Source organism: Aeromonas sp. S18(2024) (genome assembly GCF_041402525.1).
Taxonomy (GTDB): domain Bacteria; phylum Pseudomonadota; class Gammaproteobacteria; order Enterobacterales; family Aeromonadaceae; genus Aeromonas; species Aeromonas enteropelogenes.
This window is the reverse complement of sequence record NZ_JBGLQV010000006.1, coordinates 175,496-192,529: the sequence shown is the minus strand read 5'-3', so window position 1 is coordinate 192,529 and position 17,034 is coordinate 175,496. Positions and strand designations below refer to the sequence as shown.

General features: G+C 60.9%; 11 protein-coding genes. 4 read left to right on the top strand and 7 right to left on the bottom strand.

All coding sequences use genetic code 11. The features are described from left to right. Positions 1 to 43: 43 nt before the first annotated feature. A complete protein-coding gene (gene acnB / locus ACB034_RS12335; RefSeq protein ID WP_371172932.1) occupies positions 44 to 2,641 on the bottom strand; it encodes a bifunctional aconitate hydratase 2/2-methylisocitrate dehydratase in 2,598 nt (865 codons plus the stop codon). A 229-nt stretch (positions 2,642 to 2,870) separates the two neighbouring features. Further along, positions 2,871 to 5,126: a patatin-like phospholipase family protein gene (locus ACB034_RS12330; protein ID WP_371172931.1), complete on the bottom strand. Its 2,256-nt coding sequence runs from the start codon at positions 5,124 to 5,126 to the stop codon at positions 2,871 to 2,873. A gap of 248 nt (positions 5,127 to 5,374) precedes the next feature. Between ACB034_RS12330 and ACB034_RS12325 the strand changes: the two genes are divergently transcribed. Both ACB034_RS12325 and ACB034_RS12320 read left to right on the top strand, forming a co-directional pair. After that, positions 5,375 to 7,285, top strand: a complete 1,911-nt coding sequence (locus ACB034_RS12325; protein WP_371172930.1) for a methyl-accepting chemotaxis protein — start codon at positions 5,375 to 5,377, stop codon at positions 7,283 to 7,285. A gap of 134 nt (positions 7,286 to 7,419) precedes the next feature. Next, entirely contained in the window at positions 7,420 to 7,602 is a 183-nt protein-coding gene (locus ACB034_RS12320; protein ID WP_026456693.1) for a hypothetical protein, read from the top strand. Between the two features lie 128 nt (positions 7,603 to 7,730). On the opposite strand, the gene lpdA is transcribed toward ACB034_RS12320, so the two are convergent. The 5 genes from lpdA to ampD form a co-directional block, all read right to left on the bottom strand. Then, positions 7,731 to 9,158 (bottom strand): dihydrolipoyl dehydrogenase, encoded by a 1,428-nt coding sequence (lpdA, locus tag ACB034_RS12315; protein WP_042025101.1) that lies wholly within the window; start codon positions 9,156 to 9,158, stop codon positions 7,731 to 7,733. A 148-nt stretch (positions 9,159 to 9,306) separates the two neighbouring features. Further along, on the bottom strand, positions 9,307 to 11,190 hold the full coding sequence (gene aceF, locus ACB034_RS12310; protein WP_371172929.1) for a pyruvate dehydrogenase complex dihydrolipoyllysine-residue acetyltransferase: 1,884 nt from the start codon (positions 11,188 to 11,190) through the stop codon (positions 9,307 to 9,309). Between the two features lie 116 nt (positions 11,191 to 11,306). Next, positions 11,307 to 13,967 (bottom strand): pyruvate dehydrogenase (acetyl-transferring), homodimeric type, encoded by a 2,661-nt coding sequence (gene aceE / locus ACB034_RS12305; RefSeq protein WP_042070798.1) that lies wholly within the window; start codon positions 13,965 to 13,967, stop codon positions 11,307 to 11,309. Positions 13,968 to 14,051: 84 nt separating this feature from the next. Beyond that, positions 14,052 to 14,816: a pyruvate dehydrogenase complex transcriptional repressor PdhR gene (gene pdhR / locus ACB034_RS12300; protein ID WP_026456603.1), complete on the bottom strand. Its 765-nt coding sequence runs from the start codon at positions 14,814 to 14,816 to the stop codon at positions 14,052 to 14,054. A gap of 266 nt (positions 14,817 to 15,082) precedes the next feature. Beyond that, a complete protein-coding gene (gene ampD / locus ACB034_RS12295; protein WP_371172928.1) occupies positions 15,083 to 15,664 on the bottom strand; it encodes a 1,6-anhydro-N-acetylmuramyl-L-alanine amidase AmpD in 582 nt (193 codons plus the stop codon). A 23-nt stretch (positions 15,665 to 15,687) separates the two neighbouring features. Here ampD and ACB034_RS12290 point away from each other — a divergent pair, with 23 nt between their 5' ends. Then, complete coding sequence (locus tag ACB034_RS12290; protein WP_042025097.1) at positions 15,688 to 16,158, top strand: TIGR02281 family clan AA aspartic protease; 471 nt, start codon at positions 15,688 to 15,690, stop codon at positions 16,156 to 16,158. 3 nt (positions 16,159 to 16,161) lie between these two features. After that, entirely contained in the window at positions 16,162 to 17,019 is an 858-nt protein-coding gene (gene nadC / locus ACB034_RS12285) for a carboxylating nicotinate-nucleotide diphosphorylase (protein WP_371172927.1), read from the top strand. Positions 17,020 to 17,034: the final 15 nt, after the last annotated feature.

Genomic DNA, 17,034 nt, shown 5'->3' with positions numbered 1-17,034 from the left:
GGCATTATGATTTATTTCCGATACGGACTCCGGTGAAGAGCGGTTATACCGCCTGCTGCAGGATCACCGCATCGGCCTTCTTGGTGTAGGAGGCGATCTCGTTGAAGTTCAGGTAGCGATAGGTGTCGGCCGCGGTAGCGTCCAGCGCCTTGGCATACTGCAGGTACTCTTCCACGGTCGGGATCTTGCCGAGGATGGCGGCAACCGCAGCCAGTTCGGCAGAAGCCAGATAGACGTTGGCCCCCTTGCCCAGACGGTTCGGGAAGTTGCGGGTGGAGGTGGAGACCACGGAGGCCCCTTCCGCTACCCGCGCCTGGTTGCCCATGCAGAGGGAACAGCCGGGTATTTCGATGCGGGCACCGACCCGGCCGAAGATGCCGTAGTAGCCCTCTTCGGTCAGCTGATCCTTGTCCATCTTGGTGGGGGGCGCTATCCACATGCGGGTCGGCAGCTCGCCCTGGTACTTCTCGAGCAGTTTGCCGGCGGCGCGGAAGTGGCCGATGTTGGTCATGCAGGAGCCGATGAACACCTCGTCGATCTGGTCGCCGGCCACGCTGCTCAGCAGGCGGGCGTCGTCCGGATCGTTCGGCGCACACAGGATGGGCTCCTTGATGGTGGCCAGATCGATCTCGATGATTTCGGCGTACTCGGCGTCCTTGTCCGCTTCCATCAGGGTCGGGTTGGCCAGCCACTCTTCCATCCCCTTGATACGGCGGGTAATGGTGCGTACATCGCCGTAGCCTTCGGAGAGCATCCACTTGAGCATCACGATGTTGGACTTCAGATACTCGATGATCGGCTCTTTATCCAGCTTGATGGTGCAACCGGCGGCAGAGCGCTCGGCGCTGGCGTCCGCCAGCTCGAACGCCTGCTCCACCTTCAGGGTCGGCAGACCTTCGATCTCGAGGATACGGCCGGAGAAGATGTTCTTCTTGCCCGCTTTCTCGACGGTCAGCAGCCCCTTCTGGATGGCGGCGTAGGGGATGGCATGGACCAGGTCACGCAAGGTGATGCCCGGCTGCAGCTCGCCCTTGAAGCGCACCAGCACGGATTCCGGCATGTCCAGCGGCATCACACCGGTGGCGGCGGCGAAGGCCACCAGACCGGAGCCCGCCGGGAAGGAGATCCCGATGGGGAAACGGGTGTGGGAGTCACCACCGGTACCTACGGTATCCGGCAGCAGCATACGGTTCAGCCAGGAGTGGATGACGCCGTCACCCGGACGCAGAGAGACACCGCCGCGGTTCATGATGAAGTCCGGCAGGGTGTGGTGGGTCTGCACGTCGATGGGCTTGGGATAAGCAGCGGTGTGGCAGAAGGACTGCATGGTCAGGTCGGCGGAGAAGCCGAGGCAGGCCAGATCTTTGAGCTCGTCGCGGGTCATCGGGCCCGTGGTGTCCTGGGAGCCGACGGTAGTCATCTTGGGTTCGCAGTAGGTACCCGGACGAATGCCCTGCACGCCGCACGCCTTGCCCACCATCTTCTGGGCCAAGGTGAAGCCCTTGCCGGTGTCGGCGACAGGTTGCGGACGACGGAACACGGTGGAGAACGGCAGACCCAGCGCTTCGCGGGCCTTGTCGGTCAGGCCGCGACCGATGATGAGCGGAATTCGGCCACCGGCGCGCACTTCGTCGATCAGCACGTCGGTTTTCAGTTCAAACTGGGCCAGCACTTCTTCGGTGCCGTGCTTGCAGATCTTGCCCTGGTACGGGTAGATGTCGATGACATCGCCCATCGCAAGCGCAGAGACGTCTACCTCGATGGGCAGGGCGCCGGCATCTTCCATGGTGTTGAAGAAGATCGGGGCAATCTTGCCGCCAAGGCAAACACCACCGGCACGCTTGTTCGGCACGAACGGGATATCGTCGCCCATGAACCAGAGCACAGAGTTGGTGGCGGATTTGCGGGAAGAGCCGGTACCGACCACGTCACCCACATAGGCGAGCGGGAAACCTTTCTCTTTCAGCGCATCGATGGTCTTGACGGGGCCGACCACGCCATCCTTGTCCGGGGTAATGCCGGGACGGGCGTTTTTCAGCATGGCCAGGGCATGCAACGGAATGTCCGGGCGGGACCAGGCGTCCGGCGCCGGCGACAGGTCGTCGGTGTTGGTCTCGCCGGTCACCTTGAAGACGGTGACGGTGATCTTGCCGGCCAGCTCGGGACGGGAGAGGAACCACTCGGCATCGGCCCAGGATTGCATCACCTGCTTGGCGTGGGCGTTGCCCGCCTTGGCCTTCTCTTCCACGTCGTGGAAGGAGTCGAACATCAGCAGAGTGTGGGAGAGGCCCTTGGCAGCAAGAGGGGCCAGCGTTGCGTCATCCAGCAGGTCGATCAGCGGCTGAATGTTGTAACCCCCCTGCATGGTACCGAGCAGCTCGACGGCTTGCGCGGCAGTCAGGATGGGGGAATGGGCCTCGCCCTTGGCGACGGCGGTGAGGAAACCGGCCTTCACGTAAGCCGCTTCATCAACGCCAGGGGGAATTCGGGAGGACAACAGCTCTTTCAGAAAGTCTTCTTCGCCGGCGGGCGGATTCTTGAGCAACTCGACCAGGGCGGCGACTTGCTCAGCATCCAGAGGTTTGGCAACTATGCCCTCGGCGGCACGTTCTGCGACGTGTTTACGGTAAGTTTCAAGCACGACTAATTCCTCTTTGGTCTTTTTTTGGGGTTCGCCCACGCTCGCGGCGATCGTCCTTGCGGGACACCCTGTAGGGTGCTCCCCACTATATAAGTTTTAACGACTAATTAAAATCCAAACGCTGTTTACTTATTCACCGCAAACTCATAACCAATTAATCGCTATCTATTTTTTTGGAAATTTAAAAATCAGCCATAACCAGACTTAACAAATCAGCATCATTTTCGCATTATTCGAACGTACTGCCCAATTGCAGATAGAAGACATCATTGCCCCCCTCCGCCATGCCATAGCCGAGGAAGACGGGGCCGAGGAAGCTCTCCACCCCCACATAGACGGAACCCGCGGTGAAGGAGCTCCCCATGCCGATGTCCTTGCCCTTGTTCCAGACCCCACCCTGCTCCAGGGAGCCCCCCAGGTAGAGCGGCATTCTGAATGCGCCGAAGTCGTTGTCGGCCACCCGATAGATGTAGCGCAGCCCGCCAAACAGGCTGTAGCGGCCGCTCAGCTGGTAACGCTGGAAGCCGGAGAGGCGAAACAGGCCACCCAGATCCTGGATGTGCAGGGGGACCGCCTCCTCGCTGCCGGAGCCCCCCCCTTCCAGTATCAGGTTGAGGCTGTGGCGATCCCAGGACCAGGGTTTGATCATGGAAAGGTGGTAGTTCCACCCCTCGCTGCGATCATTCAGATCCTCCGGCCCCTCGAAGTTGACGTGAGAGTGGCCCAGCTTGATGTCCCATTTGACCCCTTCATAGGGGAAATAGAGGCTGTCGAGGTTATCGTGCTCGAAACGCACATAAGGGCCCCAAGCCGTCGCATCCACGCTGTAATTCCTGAAGTTTTGCAGATCCACCTTGCCGGTCTGTCCCTCCAGGCCCATGGAGAGGCGGCTCCAGGGTTGGCGATTCCAGCCGATGGCCAGATCCGCGCTGAAGAAGGAGTAGTCGGTATCGAGGTAGTTCAGGTCGATCTCGTCCGGCACCGGATTGAACAGGCGGCGGTCGGTCTGGTCATAGGCCAGGCTGGCCTCGCCATAGAAGGTCTGGGAGGGCTCCAGCGGCGTATAGAAATCGGTCTTGATGTGCTTGGCCGTGCCCAGCGACGCCTCGGTCAGCCACTCGGCCCCCCAGTCGTTGACGTTGGTCAGGGTGTAGGACATGCCCACGTTGTAGTTGGAGGTGTTTTCGAAGTCATCGGTGAAGCCGAACTGGAAGTTAAGGTAACCCGGGCCCCAGTTCTTCTCGCTGGCATCCACCACCAGCACGTTCTCCCCGTCCCGCTCCTCCACCTCGTAGGTGATGCGATCGAACGACTCCAGGGCATAGAGGCGGCGGATCCCCGCTTCCAGGCTCTCGTTGGTCTGGATCTTGTCGGGCCGTACCTTCAGCATGGCGCGTACCGTCTCGTCGGAGAGTCGCGACTTGTTGAGGATCTCCACCTTGTCGATAAAGTAGGCGGGCTGGCCGCTGCGCTCAGCGCGCCGGCTCAGCTTGAGATTGCGGTAGTCGTTGTACTCGGCCTTGCTCAGGGAGAGGCGTTCAAGCTGCGCCGACGCCTTGCCGGCCGTCACCTCCCCTATCTTGATCCCCTCCGGCATGCGGCTGAAATCGGCGATCCCCATGTCGCCGAACTCGGGCACGAGCAGTATGTCGTCGGGCCCCAACAGCGCCTTCTGCTTCTCCGTGCCCACCTGGGTCATGTAGGTGGTGAGCTGATCGATCATGGCAAGCCCTGACTTGAGGGATTCCTTGGTGCGCAGCTTGGCGCCGATATCCACCGCGATCACCACGTCGGCCCCCATCGCCTTGGCCACATCCACCGGCATGTTGTTGACGCTTCCCCCGTCCGCCAGGATATGCCCCTCCCACTCCACCGGCTTGAGCGCGCCGGGAATAGACATGGAGGCCTGCATCGCCTTGGCAAGGCTGCCATGATCCAGCACGAAGGGCGTCACCGTCTCCATATCGGTCGCCATGGCGCGATAAGGGATGGGCAGATCGTCGAAGCTCTTCTGCACCGGCAGGTTGGAGGTGGCGTGGCGCAGCAGGCTGGCCATGGACTGCCCCTGGAAGAAACCGTCCGGCAGCTGGGTGGTATCGCCGTTAACCCCGATATCGGTGCGCAGCTGGTACTGCTCGCTCTGTTGCTTCTTGCGCAGGGAGAGCTCGTTGCGGCCGACCTTGTCCTGATAGCCTTTGTTCCAGTCGATGGCGAGGGTGGTGCGCTCCACCTCCTCGGCGCTGAGCCCCATGGCGTACATCCCCGCCACATAGGAGCCCATGCTGGTACCCACTATGATGTCGACCGGGATCCGCTTCTCCTCCAGCACCTTGAGGATGCCGATATGGGCCGAGCCCTTGGCCCCGCCCCCACTCAGTACCAGAGCGACCTTGGGGCGACTCCCTTCGCTTGCATGCACCAGCAGGGGGCAGAGAGCCAGGAGTAGCAGAAACAGACGGGTCCATCCCGCACGACAGCAGCGCATCATATTTTCCATATCATTCAGGGGGGATTACTCACCAGGATTGGCCCCTACTATAAGGGCCGCTCCGATGATCGCAAACAGCATCCGTGCGCCAAACGCTCGCCGGGTCGCATCATGGGCGCCATACGGGATTCGCCTCCTGTGAGCGCAAACGTAATCTGTGAATAAAGACGGCCCGTGGCTCAAGGGCATGGCCCCCAGGCCGCTAATATCAGCTCATCCCGTGTTCCTCCACCCGAGTCACTCCTATGCTTGCAAGCCTGACACTCAAACAGAAAATCCTGGCCACCATCACTCTGGCCGTCGTGCTCTCCTGCCTGCTGGTGGGCTACTTCAGCCAGCGTTCGGCCCAGCAGCTGATCGAGAAGCGGATGTTCGAGCAGGAGCTACCCAACCTGACCCAGCGGATCAGCAAGGAGATCGAACAGGATCTCAAGGGGATCGCCCAGGCGGCACGGCAGCTGGCCACCGATCGCTTCATCCTCGACTGGGTGGACAGGGGGATGCCCAAGGAGCAGGAACCCATCCTGATCAACCAGCTCAAGGACGTGGCCAGCCAGTATGGTCTGGTGACCGCCTCCTTCGCCGATCGCCAGAGCGCGGCCTACTACAACCAGGACGGCTTCCTGCGCAACCTGACACCGACCCAGGATGCCTGGTTCTACGACTACACCAAGAGCCAGAAGGAGATGACTCTCAGCATCTTTCGCGAAAGCAACGGCGAGATGAAGCTGTTCGTCAATTTCCAGCAACTCGATGGCCGCGGCCTGGCCGGATTTGCCAAATCCCTCGATGCCATGGTCGCCATGGTCTCCAGCTTCCGGCTTGAGCAAAGCGGCATCGTCTTCATGGTCGATGGCAGCGGCAAGGTGAAGCTACACCCCAACGCCAGTCATATCGATCGCGATACCCTGGGCGCGCTGGTCAGCGGTGACAGTGCCAGCCTGCTCGCCAAGCGTCCCTTCGCCGTCATCAACGCCGAGGTGGACGGCCAACCCATGGTGCTGGCCAGCAGCTATATCCCCATGCTGGACTGGTATCTGGTCACCCAGGTGCCCCAGGCCGAGATCTATGCCGGGCTGGCCCAGACCCGCAACGAGATCCTGATGATCTCTCTTGTCATCGCGCTGGCCATGGGCGCCATGGGCATGCTGCTGGCGGGCTCGGTGAGCCGCCCGCTCAACGACCTGGCCGGGTTGTTCAAGGAGCTTGGCAGCGGCGATGGCGATCTGACCCGCCGCCTCAAGGTGGAAGGGCGTGACGAGCTGGCCCAGGTGGCCAGCGGTTTCAACAACTTCGTGGCCAAGATCCACGCCTCCATCGAGCAGGTGGCCGACAACTCCCGCCAACTGGCCGCGACCGCCAACGAGGTGGCCGACAAGGCGCAACTGACCCAGCACAACTGCACCGCCCAGCGCGACCGCACCGTGCAGGTGGCCACCGCCATCCACGAGATGGGGGCAACGGTGAGCGAGATCGCCGGCAATGCGTCGCTGGCGGCAGACGTGGCGAAACAGGCCAACGATCAGGCGGATGCGGGGGCCCAGGTAGTCGCCCAGGCCCGCCACGGCATCGTCGATCTCTCCGGCGAGATCGAGCAGGTGGCTGGCGTCATTGAATCCCTGGCCAGCCAGACCGACTCCATCGGCAGCATCCTCGACACCATCCGCAGCATCTCGGAGCAGACCAACCTGCTGGCCCTCAACGCTGCCATCGAGGCGGCCCGGGCCGGGGAGCAGGGCCGCGGCTTCGCCGTGGTAGCCGACGAGGTGCGCAACCTCGCCAGCCGCTCCGCCGCCTCCACCGCGGAGATCCAGGAGATGATCAACCGGCTGCAGGAGCAGAGTGCCCGTGCGGTCAGCGCCATGGCCCGGGGCCGCAACCAGAGTCTGGAAGTGGTGAACCAGGCAGATGAGGCCAACGGAGCGCTCGGCCAGATCACCGCCCACATCACCCAGATCAGCGATATGAACATCCAGGTGGCCACCGCCACCGAGGAACAGTCCAGCGTGGTGGGCGAGATCAACCGCAACGTGGAGGACATCAACCAGCTCACCATGGAGACCGCCGACATTGCCCACCAGCTGACCGAATCGAGTCGCAGCCTGCAGCAGCTCTCCGGCCAGCTCGATAAACTGGTCGGCAGCTTCCGCCTCTGATGAGCATTGTGGGATTATTCGGGGGCGCCCTGGCGCCCTTTTTCATGGTCGCGCCATACCATGACGCAGCCCCCTCGCCCTCTCTGCTCCAAAGGCAGGAAATGCCTCATACTCAGGGAAAAACAGGAGGCAGTATGAGCAAGCTGGTTGTCGTGATGTTGCTGGGGGGACTGCTCAGTGCCTGCAGCAGTGGACCGGTACGGGTACACAGTGCCGATGTGAGCGTCGATGACGCCCGCATCCGCATCAGTGATGGCAGCAGGGACGGCTACGGCACCTTCTGCCCACCGGGCCAGGCGAAGAAGGGACGCTGCTAAAGGCAGTGACTCTCGACCAGGCCGCATGAGCTGCAACGGGAAGTGCAGTAATAGGCATCAATAAAAAGTACAGCAACAAAAAAAGCCGCTCGATTGAGCGGCTTTCTTGTGCAACCAATTGAAGAAAATTACTTTTTCTTCTTGGCCTTGGCGTTCGGCAGGTCAGTGATGGAGCCTTCGAACACTTCGGCAGCCAGACCCACGGACTCGTGCAGAGTCGGGTGAGCGTGGATGGTCAGGGCGATATCTTCGGCGTCGGCACCCATTTCGATGGCCAGACCGATTTCACCCAGCAGTTCACCACCGTTGGTACCCACGATGGCACCACCGATGACGCGGCCGCTCTCCTTGTCGAAGATCAGCTTGGTCATGCCGTCGGAGCAATCGGAGGCGATGGCGCGACCGGAAGCTGCCCACGGGAAGGTGGCGACTTCGAAGTTCAGACCCTGTTGCTTGGCTTCCTTCTCGGTCAGACCAACCCAGGCCATCTCCGGCTCGGTGTAGGCGATGGACGGGATCACTTTCGGGTCGAAGTAGTGCTTCTTGCCAGCGATGACTTCAGCAGCAACGTGACCTTCGTGAACACCCTTGTGGGCCAGCATGGGCTGACCGACGATGTCACCGATGGCGTGGATGTGGGCCACGTTGGTACGCAGCTGCTTGTCCACCTCGATGAAACCGCGCTCGTTGACGGCAACGCCCGCCTTCTCGGCGTCCAGCATCTTGCCGTTCGGCACGCGGCCTACGGCAACCAGCACGTTGTCGTAACGAACCGGCTCGGCCGGGGCGTGTTTGCCTTCGTAGGAGACGTACAGGCCGTCTTCACGGGCTTCAACTGCGGTGACCTTGGTCTCCAGCATGATGTTGAATTTCTTGGCCACACGCTTGGTGTAGATCTTGACGATGTCTTTGTCGGCAGCCGGTACCAGCTGGTCGGCAAATTCCACCACGTCGATCTCGGAGCCCAGGGAGGAGTACACGGTACCCATCTCCAGACCGATGATGCCGCCACCGATAACCAGCAGTTTGCCGGGAACGGTTTTCAGCTCCAGCGCGTCGGTAGAGTCCCATACGCGGGGATCGTCATGGGGGATGAACGGCAGTTTCACCGGGCGGGAACCGGCCGCGATGATGGCGTTGTCGAAGGTGATGGTGGTCTTGCCATCAGCGCCTTCCACTTCCAGAGTGTTCGGGCCGGTGAACTTGCCGAAACCGTTCACAACCTGAACCTTACGCATCTTGGCCATACCGGCCAGACCGCCGGTCAGCTGGGTAATGACCTTCTCTTTCCACAGACGCACTTTATCGATATCGGTCTGCGGGGCACCGAAGACGATGCCGTGCTCGGCCAGCGCCTTGGCTTCTTCAATGACTTTGGCGACGTGCAGCAGGGCCTTGGAGGGAATGCAACCCACGTTCAGGCAGACGCCACCCAGGGTGGAGTAACGCTCGACGATAATGGTATCCAGGCCCAGATCGGCGGCGCGGAAAGCAGCGGAATAACCGGCAGGGCCAGCACCCAGTACTACGACCTGGGTTTTGATTTCTTTACTCATCATGACCTCTTTGTCGTTCTTATATCCCCGGACAGCGCAGTCTTAAACCAGGCAAGGCGGCTGCAGCCGTGAAAAAAACGGGGCAAGTTTACAATCCTGTTAACGAAATGAGAAGTAAAAAGGGCAGGCTCTGGGCCCGCCCTCTCACTTACAGGACCAGTCGACGAATGTCGGACAGTACGCCATTCATTGTGGTGATGAAGCGAGCTCCATCGGCACCATCGATAACGCGGTGGTCGTAGCTCAGAGCCAGCGGCAGCATCAGGCGCGGCACGAACTCCTTGCCGTTCCACTTCGGCTTCATCTCGGACTTGGAGACGCCCAGGATGGCCACTTCCGGCGCATTGACGATCGGGGTAAAGCTGGTACCACCGATGCCACCCAGGCTGGAGATGGTGAAGCAGCCGCCCTGCATGTCGGACGCGGTCAGCTTGCCAGCACGAGCCTTCTTGGAGATCTCGGCCAGATCGCGGGACAGCTCGATGATGCCCTTCTTGTTGACGTCGCGCACGACCGGCACAACCAGACCGTTGGGGGTATCCACCGCCACACCGATGTGGATGTACTTCTTCATGATCAGCTTGCTGCCATCTTCGGACAGGGAGCTGCAGAAGCGCGGATGGGCTTCCAGGGCCTTGGCGGCGGCTTTCAGGATGAACACCAGCGGAGTGATCTTCACGTCCAGCTTCTGCTTCTCGGCCAGCACGTTCTGTTCTTTGCGGAACGCTTCCAGCTCGGTGGTATCGGCTTCGTCGAACTGGGTGACATGAGGGATCATGGCCCAGTTGCGGTGCAGATTCGGACCAGAGATCTTCTGGATGCGGGTCAGTTCGACCTCTTCCACGTCACCGAACTTGCTGAAATCGACCTTCGGCCACGGCAGTACGCTCATGCCGTTGCCAGAGCCTTGACCTGCAGCCGGAACGGACTCGGCGCGCTTGACCGCATCCTTCACGTAGGCCTGTACGTCTTCTTTGACGATGCGACCCTTGCGACCGGAGGCTTTCACCTTGGCCAGGTTGACGCCGAACTCGCGAGCCAGACGGCGCACCGCCGGAGAGGCGTGGACGTAGGCATCGTTGGCGACGAAGTCGGAGGCGGCAGCAGCCTGGGCGACCGGCGCAGGGGCAGCAACCGGAGCCGGAGCCGGGGCTGCGGCAGGGGCCGGAGCAGCCACGGCAGCCGGCGCGGCGCCAGCCACTTCGAACACCATGATGAGCGATCCGGTGGAGACCTTGTCACCCGCCTTCACCTTGATTTCCTTGACCACACCGGCGAACGGAGCCGGGACTTCCATGGAGGCCTTGTCACCTTCCACGGCGATCAGGGACTGGTCGGCTTCAACCTTGTCACCCACGGCCACCATGATCTCGGTGACTTCCACTTCGTCACCACCGATATCCGGTACATTGACCTCTTTGGCAGCGGCGGCAACCGGGGCAGCAGCCACGGGAGCGGCAGCCTGGGCCGGTGCAGCAGCAACGGCAGGAGCGGCACCAGCCACTTCAAAGACCATCACCAGGGAGCCGGTGGAAACCTTGGCGCCGGCGGCAACCTTGATCTCGACCACGCGGCCGGCGAACGGTGCCGGCACTTCCATGGAGGCTTTGTCACCTTCCACGGCGATGATGGACTGGTCGGCCTCGACCACGTCGCCCACGGCAACCATGATCTCGGTGACTTCGACTTCGTCACCACCGATGTCCGGTACGTGAACGTCCTGACGGGCGGCAGCAGCAGGAGCGGCGGCAGGGGCAGCTGCAACCGGTGCAGCCACTTCTGCAGGTGCGGCGGCAGCGCCTTCTGCTTCGAAGATCATGATCTGGGAACCGGTGGCAACCTTGTCGCCCACCTTGATCAGGATCTCTTTAACGATGCCGGCGGCCGGCGCCGGGACTTCCATGGAGGCCTTGTCGCCTTCTACCGCGATGATGGACTGGTCGAGCTCGACCTTGTCACCCACGGCTACCATGATCTCGGTAACTTCAACCTCATCGGCGCCGATATCCGGCACCATAATCTGTTTGGACATTGTGCTTTATCCTCTTGCGTACATCCGCGTTGCTGGCTGACAGCCTCACGCGCATCTCGCGTTAACCTTTGCAAGACCGTGCCGGGCAGCTTGTCCCGGCACGGCACTTGATCCTCTTACGCGTACAGCGGGTTGACCTTATCGGCGTCGATGCCGTACTTGGTGATGGCCTCGGCCACAACCTGCTTGTCGATCTCGCCGCGCTGGGCCAGCTCGGTCAGGGCAGCAACCACCACGTAGAACTCGTTCACTTCGAAGTGACGACGCAAGTTGGCACGGCTGTCGGAACGGCCGTAACCGTCGGTACCCAGCACGCGGTAGTTCTCGGTCGGAACGAAGGCACGGACCTGATCGGCGAAGGACTTCATGTAGTCGGTCGCGGCGATAGTGGCCTCGGTGCCCAGCACCTGAGCGATGTAGGGCACGCGGGCTTCGCTGGTCGGGTGCAGCATGTTCCAGCGGTCCGCGTCCTGACCGTCACGAGCCAGCTCGTTGAAGGAAGTCACGCTGAACACGTCGGAGCCGACACCGTATTCGGTGGCCAGGATCTGGGCGGCCTTGCGCACGTGACCCAGGATGGAGCCACAGCCCAGCAGCTGAACCTTGGCCTTGTCGCCGGCCACGGATTCCAGCTTGTAGATACCCTTGCGGATGCCTTCCTCGGCGCCTTCCGGCATGGCCGGCATGGCATAATTTTCATTGAGAGTGGTGATGTAGTAGAACACGTTCTCCGGGTTCTCGCCGTACATGCGGCGCAGGCCGTCCTGTACGATCACCGCCACTTCGTAGGCGTAGGACGGGTCGTAGGAGACGCAGTTCGGGATGGTGTTGGCCAGGATGTGGCTGTGACCATCTTCGTGCTGCAAGCCCTCTCCGTTGAGCGTGGTACGACCGGAGGTCGCACCCAGCAGGAAGCCACGGGCTTGCTGGTCACCGGCTGCCCACGCCATGTCGCCGATCCGCTGGAAGCCGAACATGGAGTAGTAGATGTAGAACGGGATCATCGGGCAGTCGTTGGTGCTGTAAGAGGTCGCAGCAGCCAGCCAGGAGGACATGGCGCCCAGCTCGTTGATACCGTCTTGCAGAACCTGACCCTGCTTGTCTTCCTTGTAGTAGGAGACGATGTCACGGTCTTGCGGGGTGTACTGCTGACCGTGCGGGCTGTAGATACCGATCTGGCGGAACAGGCCTTCCATACCGAAGGTACGGGCTTCGTCAGCCAGGATCGGTACGATACGCTTGCCGATGGACTTGTCTTTCAGCATCACGTTCAGGGAACGCACGAACGCCATGGTGGTGGAGATTTCGCGCGCCTGCTCGCCCAGCAACGGGCCGAAAGCATCCAGTGCCGGGATTTCCAGCTTGGTGGTGCTCTCGCGCAGACGGGTCGGTACATAGCCCTTCAGTGCGGCACGACGGGCGTGCAGGTACTTGTGCTCTTCGGTACCTTCTTCGATCTTCAGGTAAGGCAGATCGGCCAGCTGCTCGTCGGATACCGGCAGGCTGAAGCGGTCACGCAGGTGACGCACGGAGTCCAGCTCCATCTTCTTGACCTGGTGAGCGATGTTCTTGCCTTCGGCCGCTTCGCCCATGCCATAGCCCTTGATGGTCTTGGCCAGGATAACGGTCGGCTTACCCTTGGTTGCTGCGGCTTTGGAGAAAGCAGCAAACAGTTTGCGAGGATCGTGACCACCGCGGTTCAGGGCGAAGATCTCCTCGTCGGTCATGTCTTTGACCAGCGCGGCAGTTTCCGGATAACGGTTGAAGAAGTGCTCGCGAACATAGGCGCCGTCGCGGGACTTCATGGTCTGGTAGTCACCGTCCACGGTCTCGTTCATCAGCTGGATCAGCTTGCCGGAGGTATCCTTGCGCAGCAGCTCATCCCACTTGCGGCCCCAGATCACCTTGGTGACATCCCAGCCGGCGCCGGCGAACAGGCCTTCCAGCTCGTTGATGACCTTGCCGTTGCCGACAACCGGGCCATCCAGACGCTGCAGGTTGCAGTTGACCACGAACACCAGGTTGTCGAGCTTTTCACGCACGGCAACGGTCAGGGCGCCCTTGGCTTCCGGCTCGTCCATCTCGCCGTCACCCAGGAAAGCGTAAACGGTCTGCTCGGAGCAATCCTTGATGCCACGGTCGGTCAGGTACTTCAGGAAACGCGCCTGATAGATGGCAGCGATGGGGCCCAGACCCATGGAGACGGTCGGGAACTGCCAGAAGTCCGGCATCAGTTTCGGGTGCGGGTAGGAGGGGATACCCTTGCCATCCACTTCCTGACGGAAGTTATCCAGCTGCTCTTCGGTCAGACGACCTTCAGCGAACGCACGGGCGTAGATGCCCGGGGAGATGTGACCCTGGAAGTAAACCAGGTCGCCACCATCCTTCTCGTTGCGGGCACGGAAGAAGTGGTTGAAGCAGACTTCGTAGATGGTCGCAGAGGAAGCGAAGGAAGACATGTGACCACCCAGGTCCAGGTCTTTCTTGGAGGCGCGCAGCACGATCATCATGGCGTTCCAGCGGATGATGGCGCGAATACGGCGCTCCATCTCCAGGTCGCCCGGGTAGTCAGGCTCTTCGCTGGACGGAATGGTGTTGATGTAATCGCGGTTTGCCTTGGCAGCCACGTCCACACCGCTTGCGCGGGCTTTCTCGGCCAACTGTTCAAGGATGAACTGAGCGCGTTGGGGACCCTCTTCACGCAGCAGGGATTCCAGAGAGGCAAGCCACTCCAGCGTTTCTATCGGGTCCACATCGTTCTTCAGGATATCAGACATGGCTGGTTCCTATTTTGTTGTGATTGCACGGCATTGCACGGCGAAGGGCGCAAGCATTCGACAATAAAAGAAAGCCTTGTGGGATTAGTTTTCCTGCTGACGGATCCGACGCATGGATCGCTGGATCCGGCTGTCTTCCCTCTGCATATCCAACAAGGTGTCCTCGATAAAGGCCAGGTGCTCATGACAAGCAGCTCTGGCCCGCTCCGGAGCCCCCGAAAGAATAGCCTCGATCAGACTCGCACGATGGCGACGGATCTTGGCTACTACTCCCGGGCGGCGATTCAAAATCTCGTTATTTTGCAGAATATTCTGCTCCAGCATGGGGCTCATGGCCCGCAACAAGTGCAGCAGCACCACGTTGTGGGAGGCCTCGGCCACCGCCAGATAAAACTGGGTCACGGCAGCGGATTCCGCCACCAGCGACCCCAGCTGCCCAGCCTCCTCGATGGAGATCTGCACCTTGCGGATCCGCTCGAAATCTGACTCTGTGCCCCGCAATGCGGCGTAGTAGGCACAGATGCCTTCCAGCGCATGACGGAACTCCAGCAGATCGTAGCGGGCCTCGGGGTGGGTGCTGAGCAGCTCGAACAGGGGATCGGCGATCCCCTTGCTCAGGGCATTCTGCACATAAGTGCCACCGCCCTGACGGCGATAGAGCAACCCGCGCGCCTCCAGCCGCTGGATGGCTTCGCGCAGGGAGGGGCGCGAAACCTGAAACTGGATGGCCAGCTCGCGCTCGGGAGGCAGTTTCTGTCCCGGCTGCAGGCTGCCTTCCAGAATCATCTGTTCCAGTTCGGCGACGATGGCGTCAGCTAACTTGGGTTGCGTGATCTTGCGATAGGGCATGAGGCTACTTTGTTAAATTGGTATTACCAATTTTATGGATGGGGCGAAAATTAGCAGAGGGGCATTGAAAAGTCCACCCAAAAGATGATCTGAATCAAGAATGAAAGGCACCACTTAAGGGGTAAATTGGTGCAAACATGATTTAGCTCATAGAAAATGGTCTTACCAATATTCTTGAGATAGCTCACAAATAACATTTGGATAACCAACAACAAAAATGGCCCGCCACATTGGCAAGCCATTGATTTAAAAAGGCAAAGTGAATTTTAATTTTTACAGGAAACGTTGAGTTTCTTGCGAAAATCCTGCCATTGGAAGCAGTCCCCCGGATCCGTCTTGCGCCCAGGTGCGATATCGCAATGACCCACAATTTTTTCCGGAGTGATGGCCGGATACTGGTCACAGATGGCCCGAGCGAGCCCAATCAGCACTGCATATTGCGCCTCCGTGTAGGGAAGCTCGTCCGTCCCTTCCAGCTCGATACCGATGGAGAAGTCATTGCATGCCTCCCTTCCCTGCCAGTTGGATATTCCCGCATGCCAGGCGCGGGCGCCAAACGGCACATATTGCACCAGTTCGCCATCGCGACGGATCAGGCAGTGGGCCGAGACCCGCAGCTGATGGATGTCGGCAAAATAGGGATGAGCCCCGGGATCCAGCCTGCCCATAAAGAGATCGTCGATAAAGGGGCCGCCAAACTCGCCGGGGGGCAGGCTGATGCCGTGCACCACCAGCAGGGAGATATCGTCCGGTACGGGGCGCTCGTTGTGATGGGGGGACGGAACCCGGCGTGCCTCCCGGCACCAGCCGGCGGCGTCGATGGAAAAATGTGTGTTAGGCTGGGTCATCTTTGGCTCGATATGGATGAGGTATGCAGCAAACGGCGCGCTGGTTCTGGTTACTGGCCTGGCTCTCTCTGATGGGTCTGCTGACCCTCTACTTCCACTCCCGCTCCCAGCCGAGCGTCACCGCCAGCGGCGAACTGCTGCTAAGGGCCGACCAGAGCGGCCACTATCGTCTGGAGGGTGCCATCAACGGTCAGCCGGTGCAACTGCTGCTCGACACCGGCGCCACCCGCATAACCGTGCCGCTGCCGGTCGCCGAACGGCTGGGACTGCCCGCCCATGGCAGCAGCCAGGTCAACACGGCGGCCGGGATGATCCGGGTCGGCAACGGCACCATCGAAACGCTGGCGATGGGCCCTTTGACCTTGTACGATCTGGCCATCTTCATCAATCCGGCGGCAGAGGGAGACGAGGTGCTGGTAGGCATGAATGCCCTCGGTCGGCTGGAGCTGGTTCAAAAGGAGCGGCAGTTGCTGCTCAGACCCTTGCAGGAATAAGGCATGTTTCAACAGGATGTCAGCCGCGCCGTGCGCGCCGCACTACTCGAAGATCTGGGCGATGCCCTCACCACGCTGGACCAGCCGGATGCCAGCGCTGATATCACGGCCCAGCTAATCCCCGCCGATCGCATCTCCAGCGCCCGGGTTATCACCCGCGAGGCCGGCGTCTTCTGCGGCCAGCCCTGGGTGGATGAAGTCTTTACCCAGCTCGGCGGCGAGGTGAAGGTGGAGTGGCTGGTGCAAGATGGCGAGCACCTCTCCCCCAATCAGGAACTGTTCCGCCTCCATGGTCCGGCCCGTCTGCTGCTGACCGGCGAGCGCAATGCCCTCAACTTTGTGCAGACCCTCTCTGGCGTCGCCACCCTCACCGCCCGTTATGTGGCCGAGCTGGAAGAGACCGGCTGCCGCCTGCTCGACACCCGCAAGACAATTCCCGGCTTGCGCAGTGCCCAGAAGTACGCCGTCACTTGCGGCGGCGGCAAGAACCACCGCATCGGCCTCTTCGACGCCTACCTCATCAAGGAGAACCATATCCTTGCCTGTGGCGGCATCGCCGGCGCCATCCAGGAGGCTCGTCGCCTCAATCTGGACAAACCGGTGGAGGTCGAGGTCGAATCCCTGACTGAACTGGAGCAGGCACTGACCGCCGGTGCCGATATCGTGATGCTGGACAACTTCGACCTGGCCATGATGCGCGAAGCGGTCGCCATCAATCAGGGGCGTGCCAAGCTGGAGGTCTCCGGCAACGTTACCCTGGAGACTCTGGCCGAGTTTGCCGCGACCGGAGTGGACTATATCTCGGTGGGCGCGCTGACCAAGCATGTTCGGGCACTGGATCTCTCCATGCGCTTTATCTGAACGGATTGTGACCGT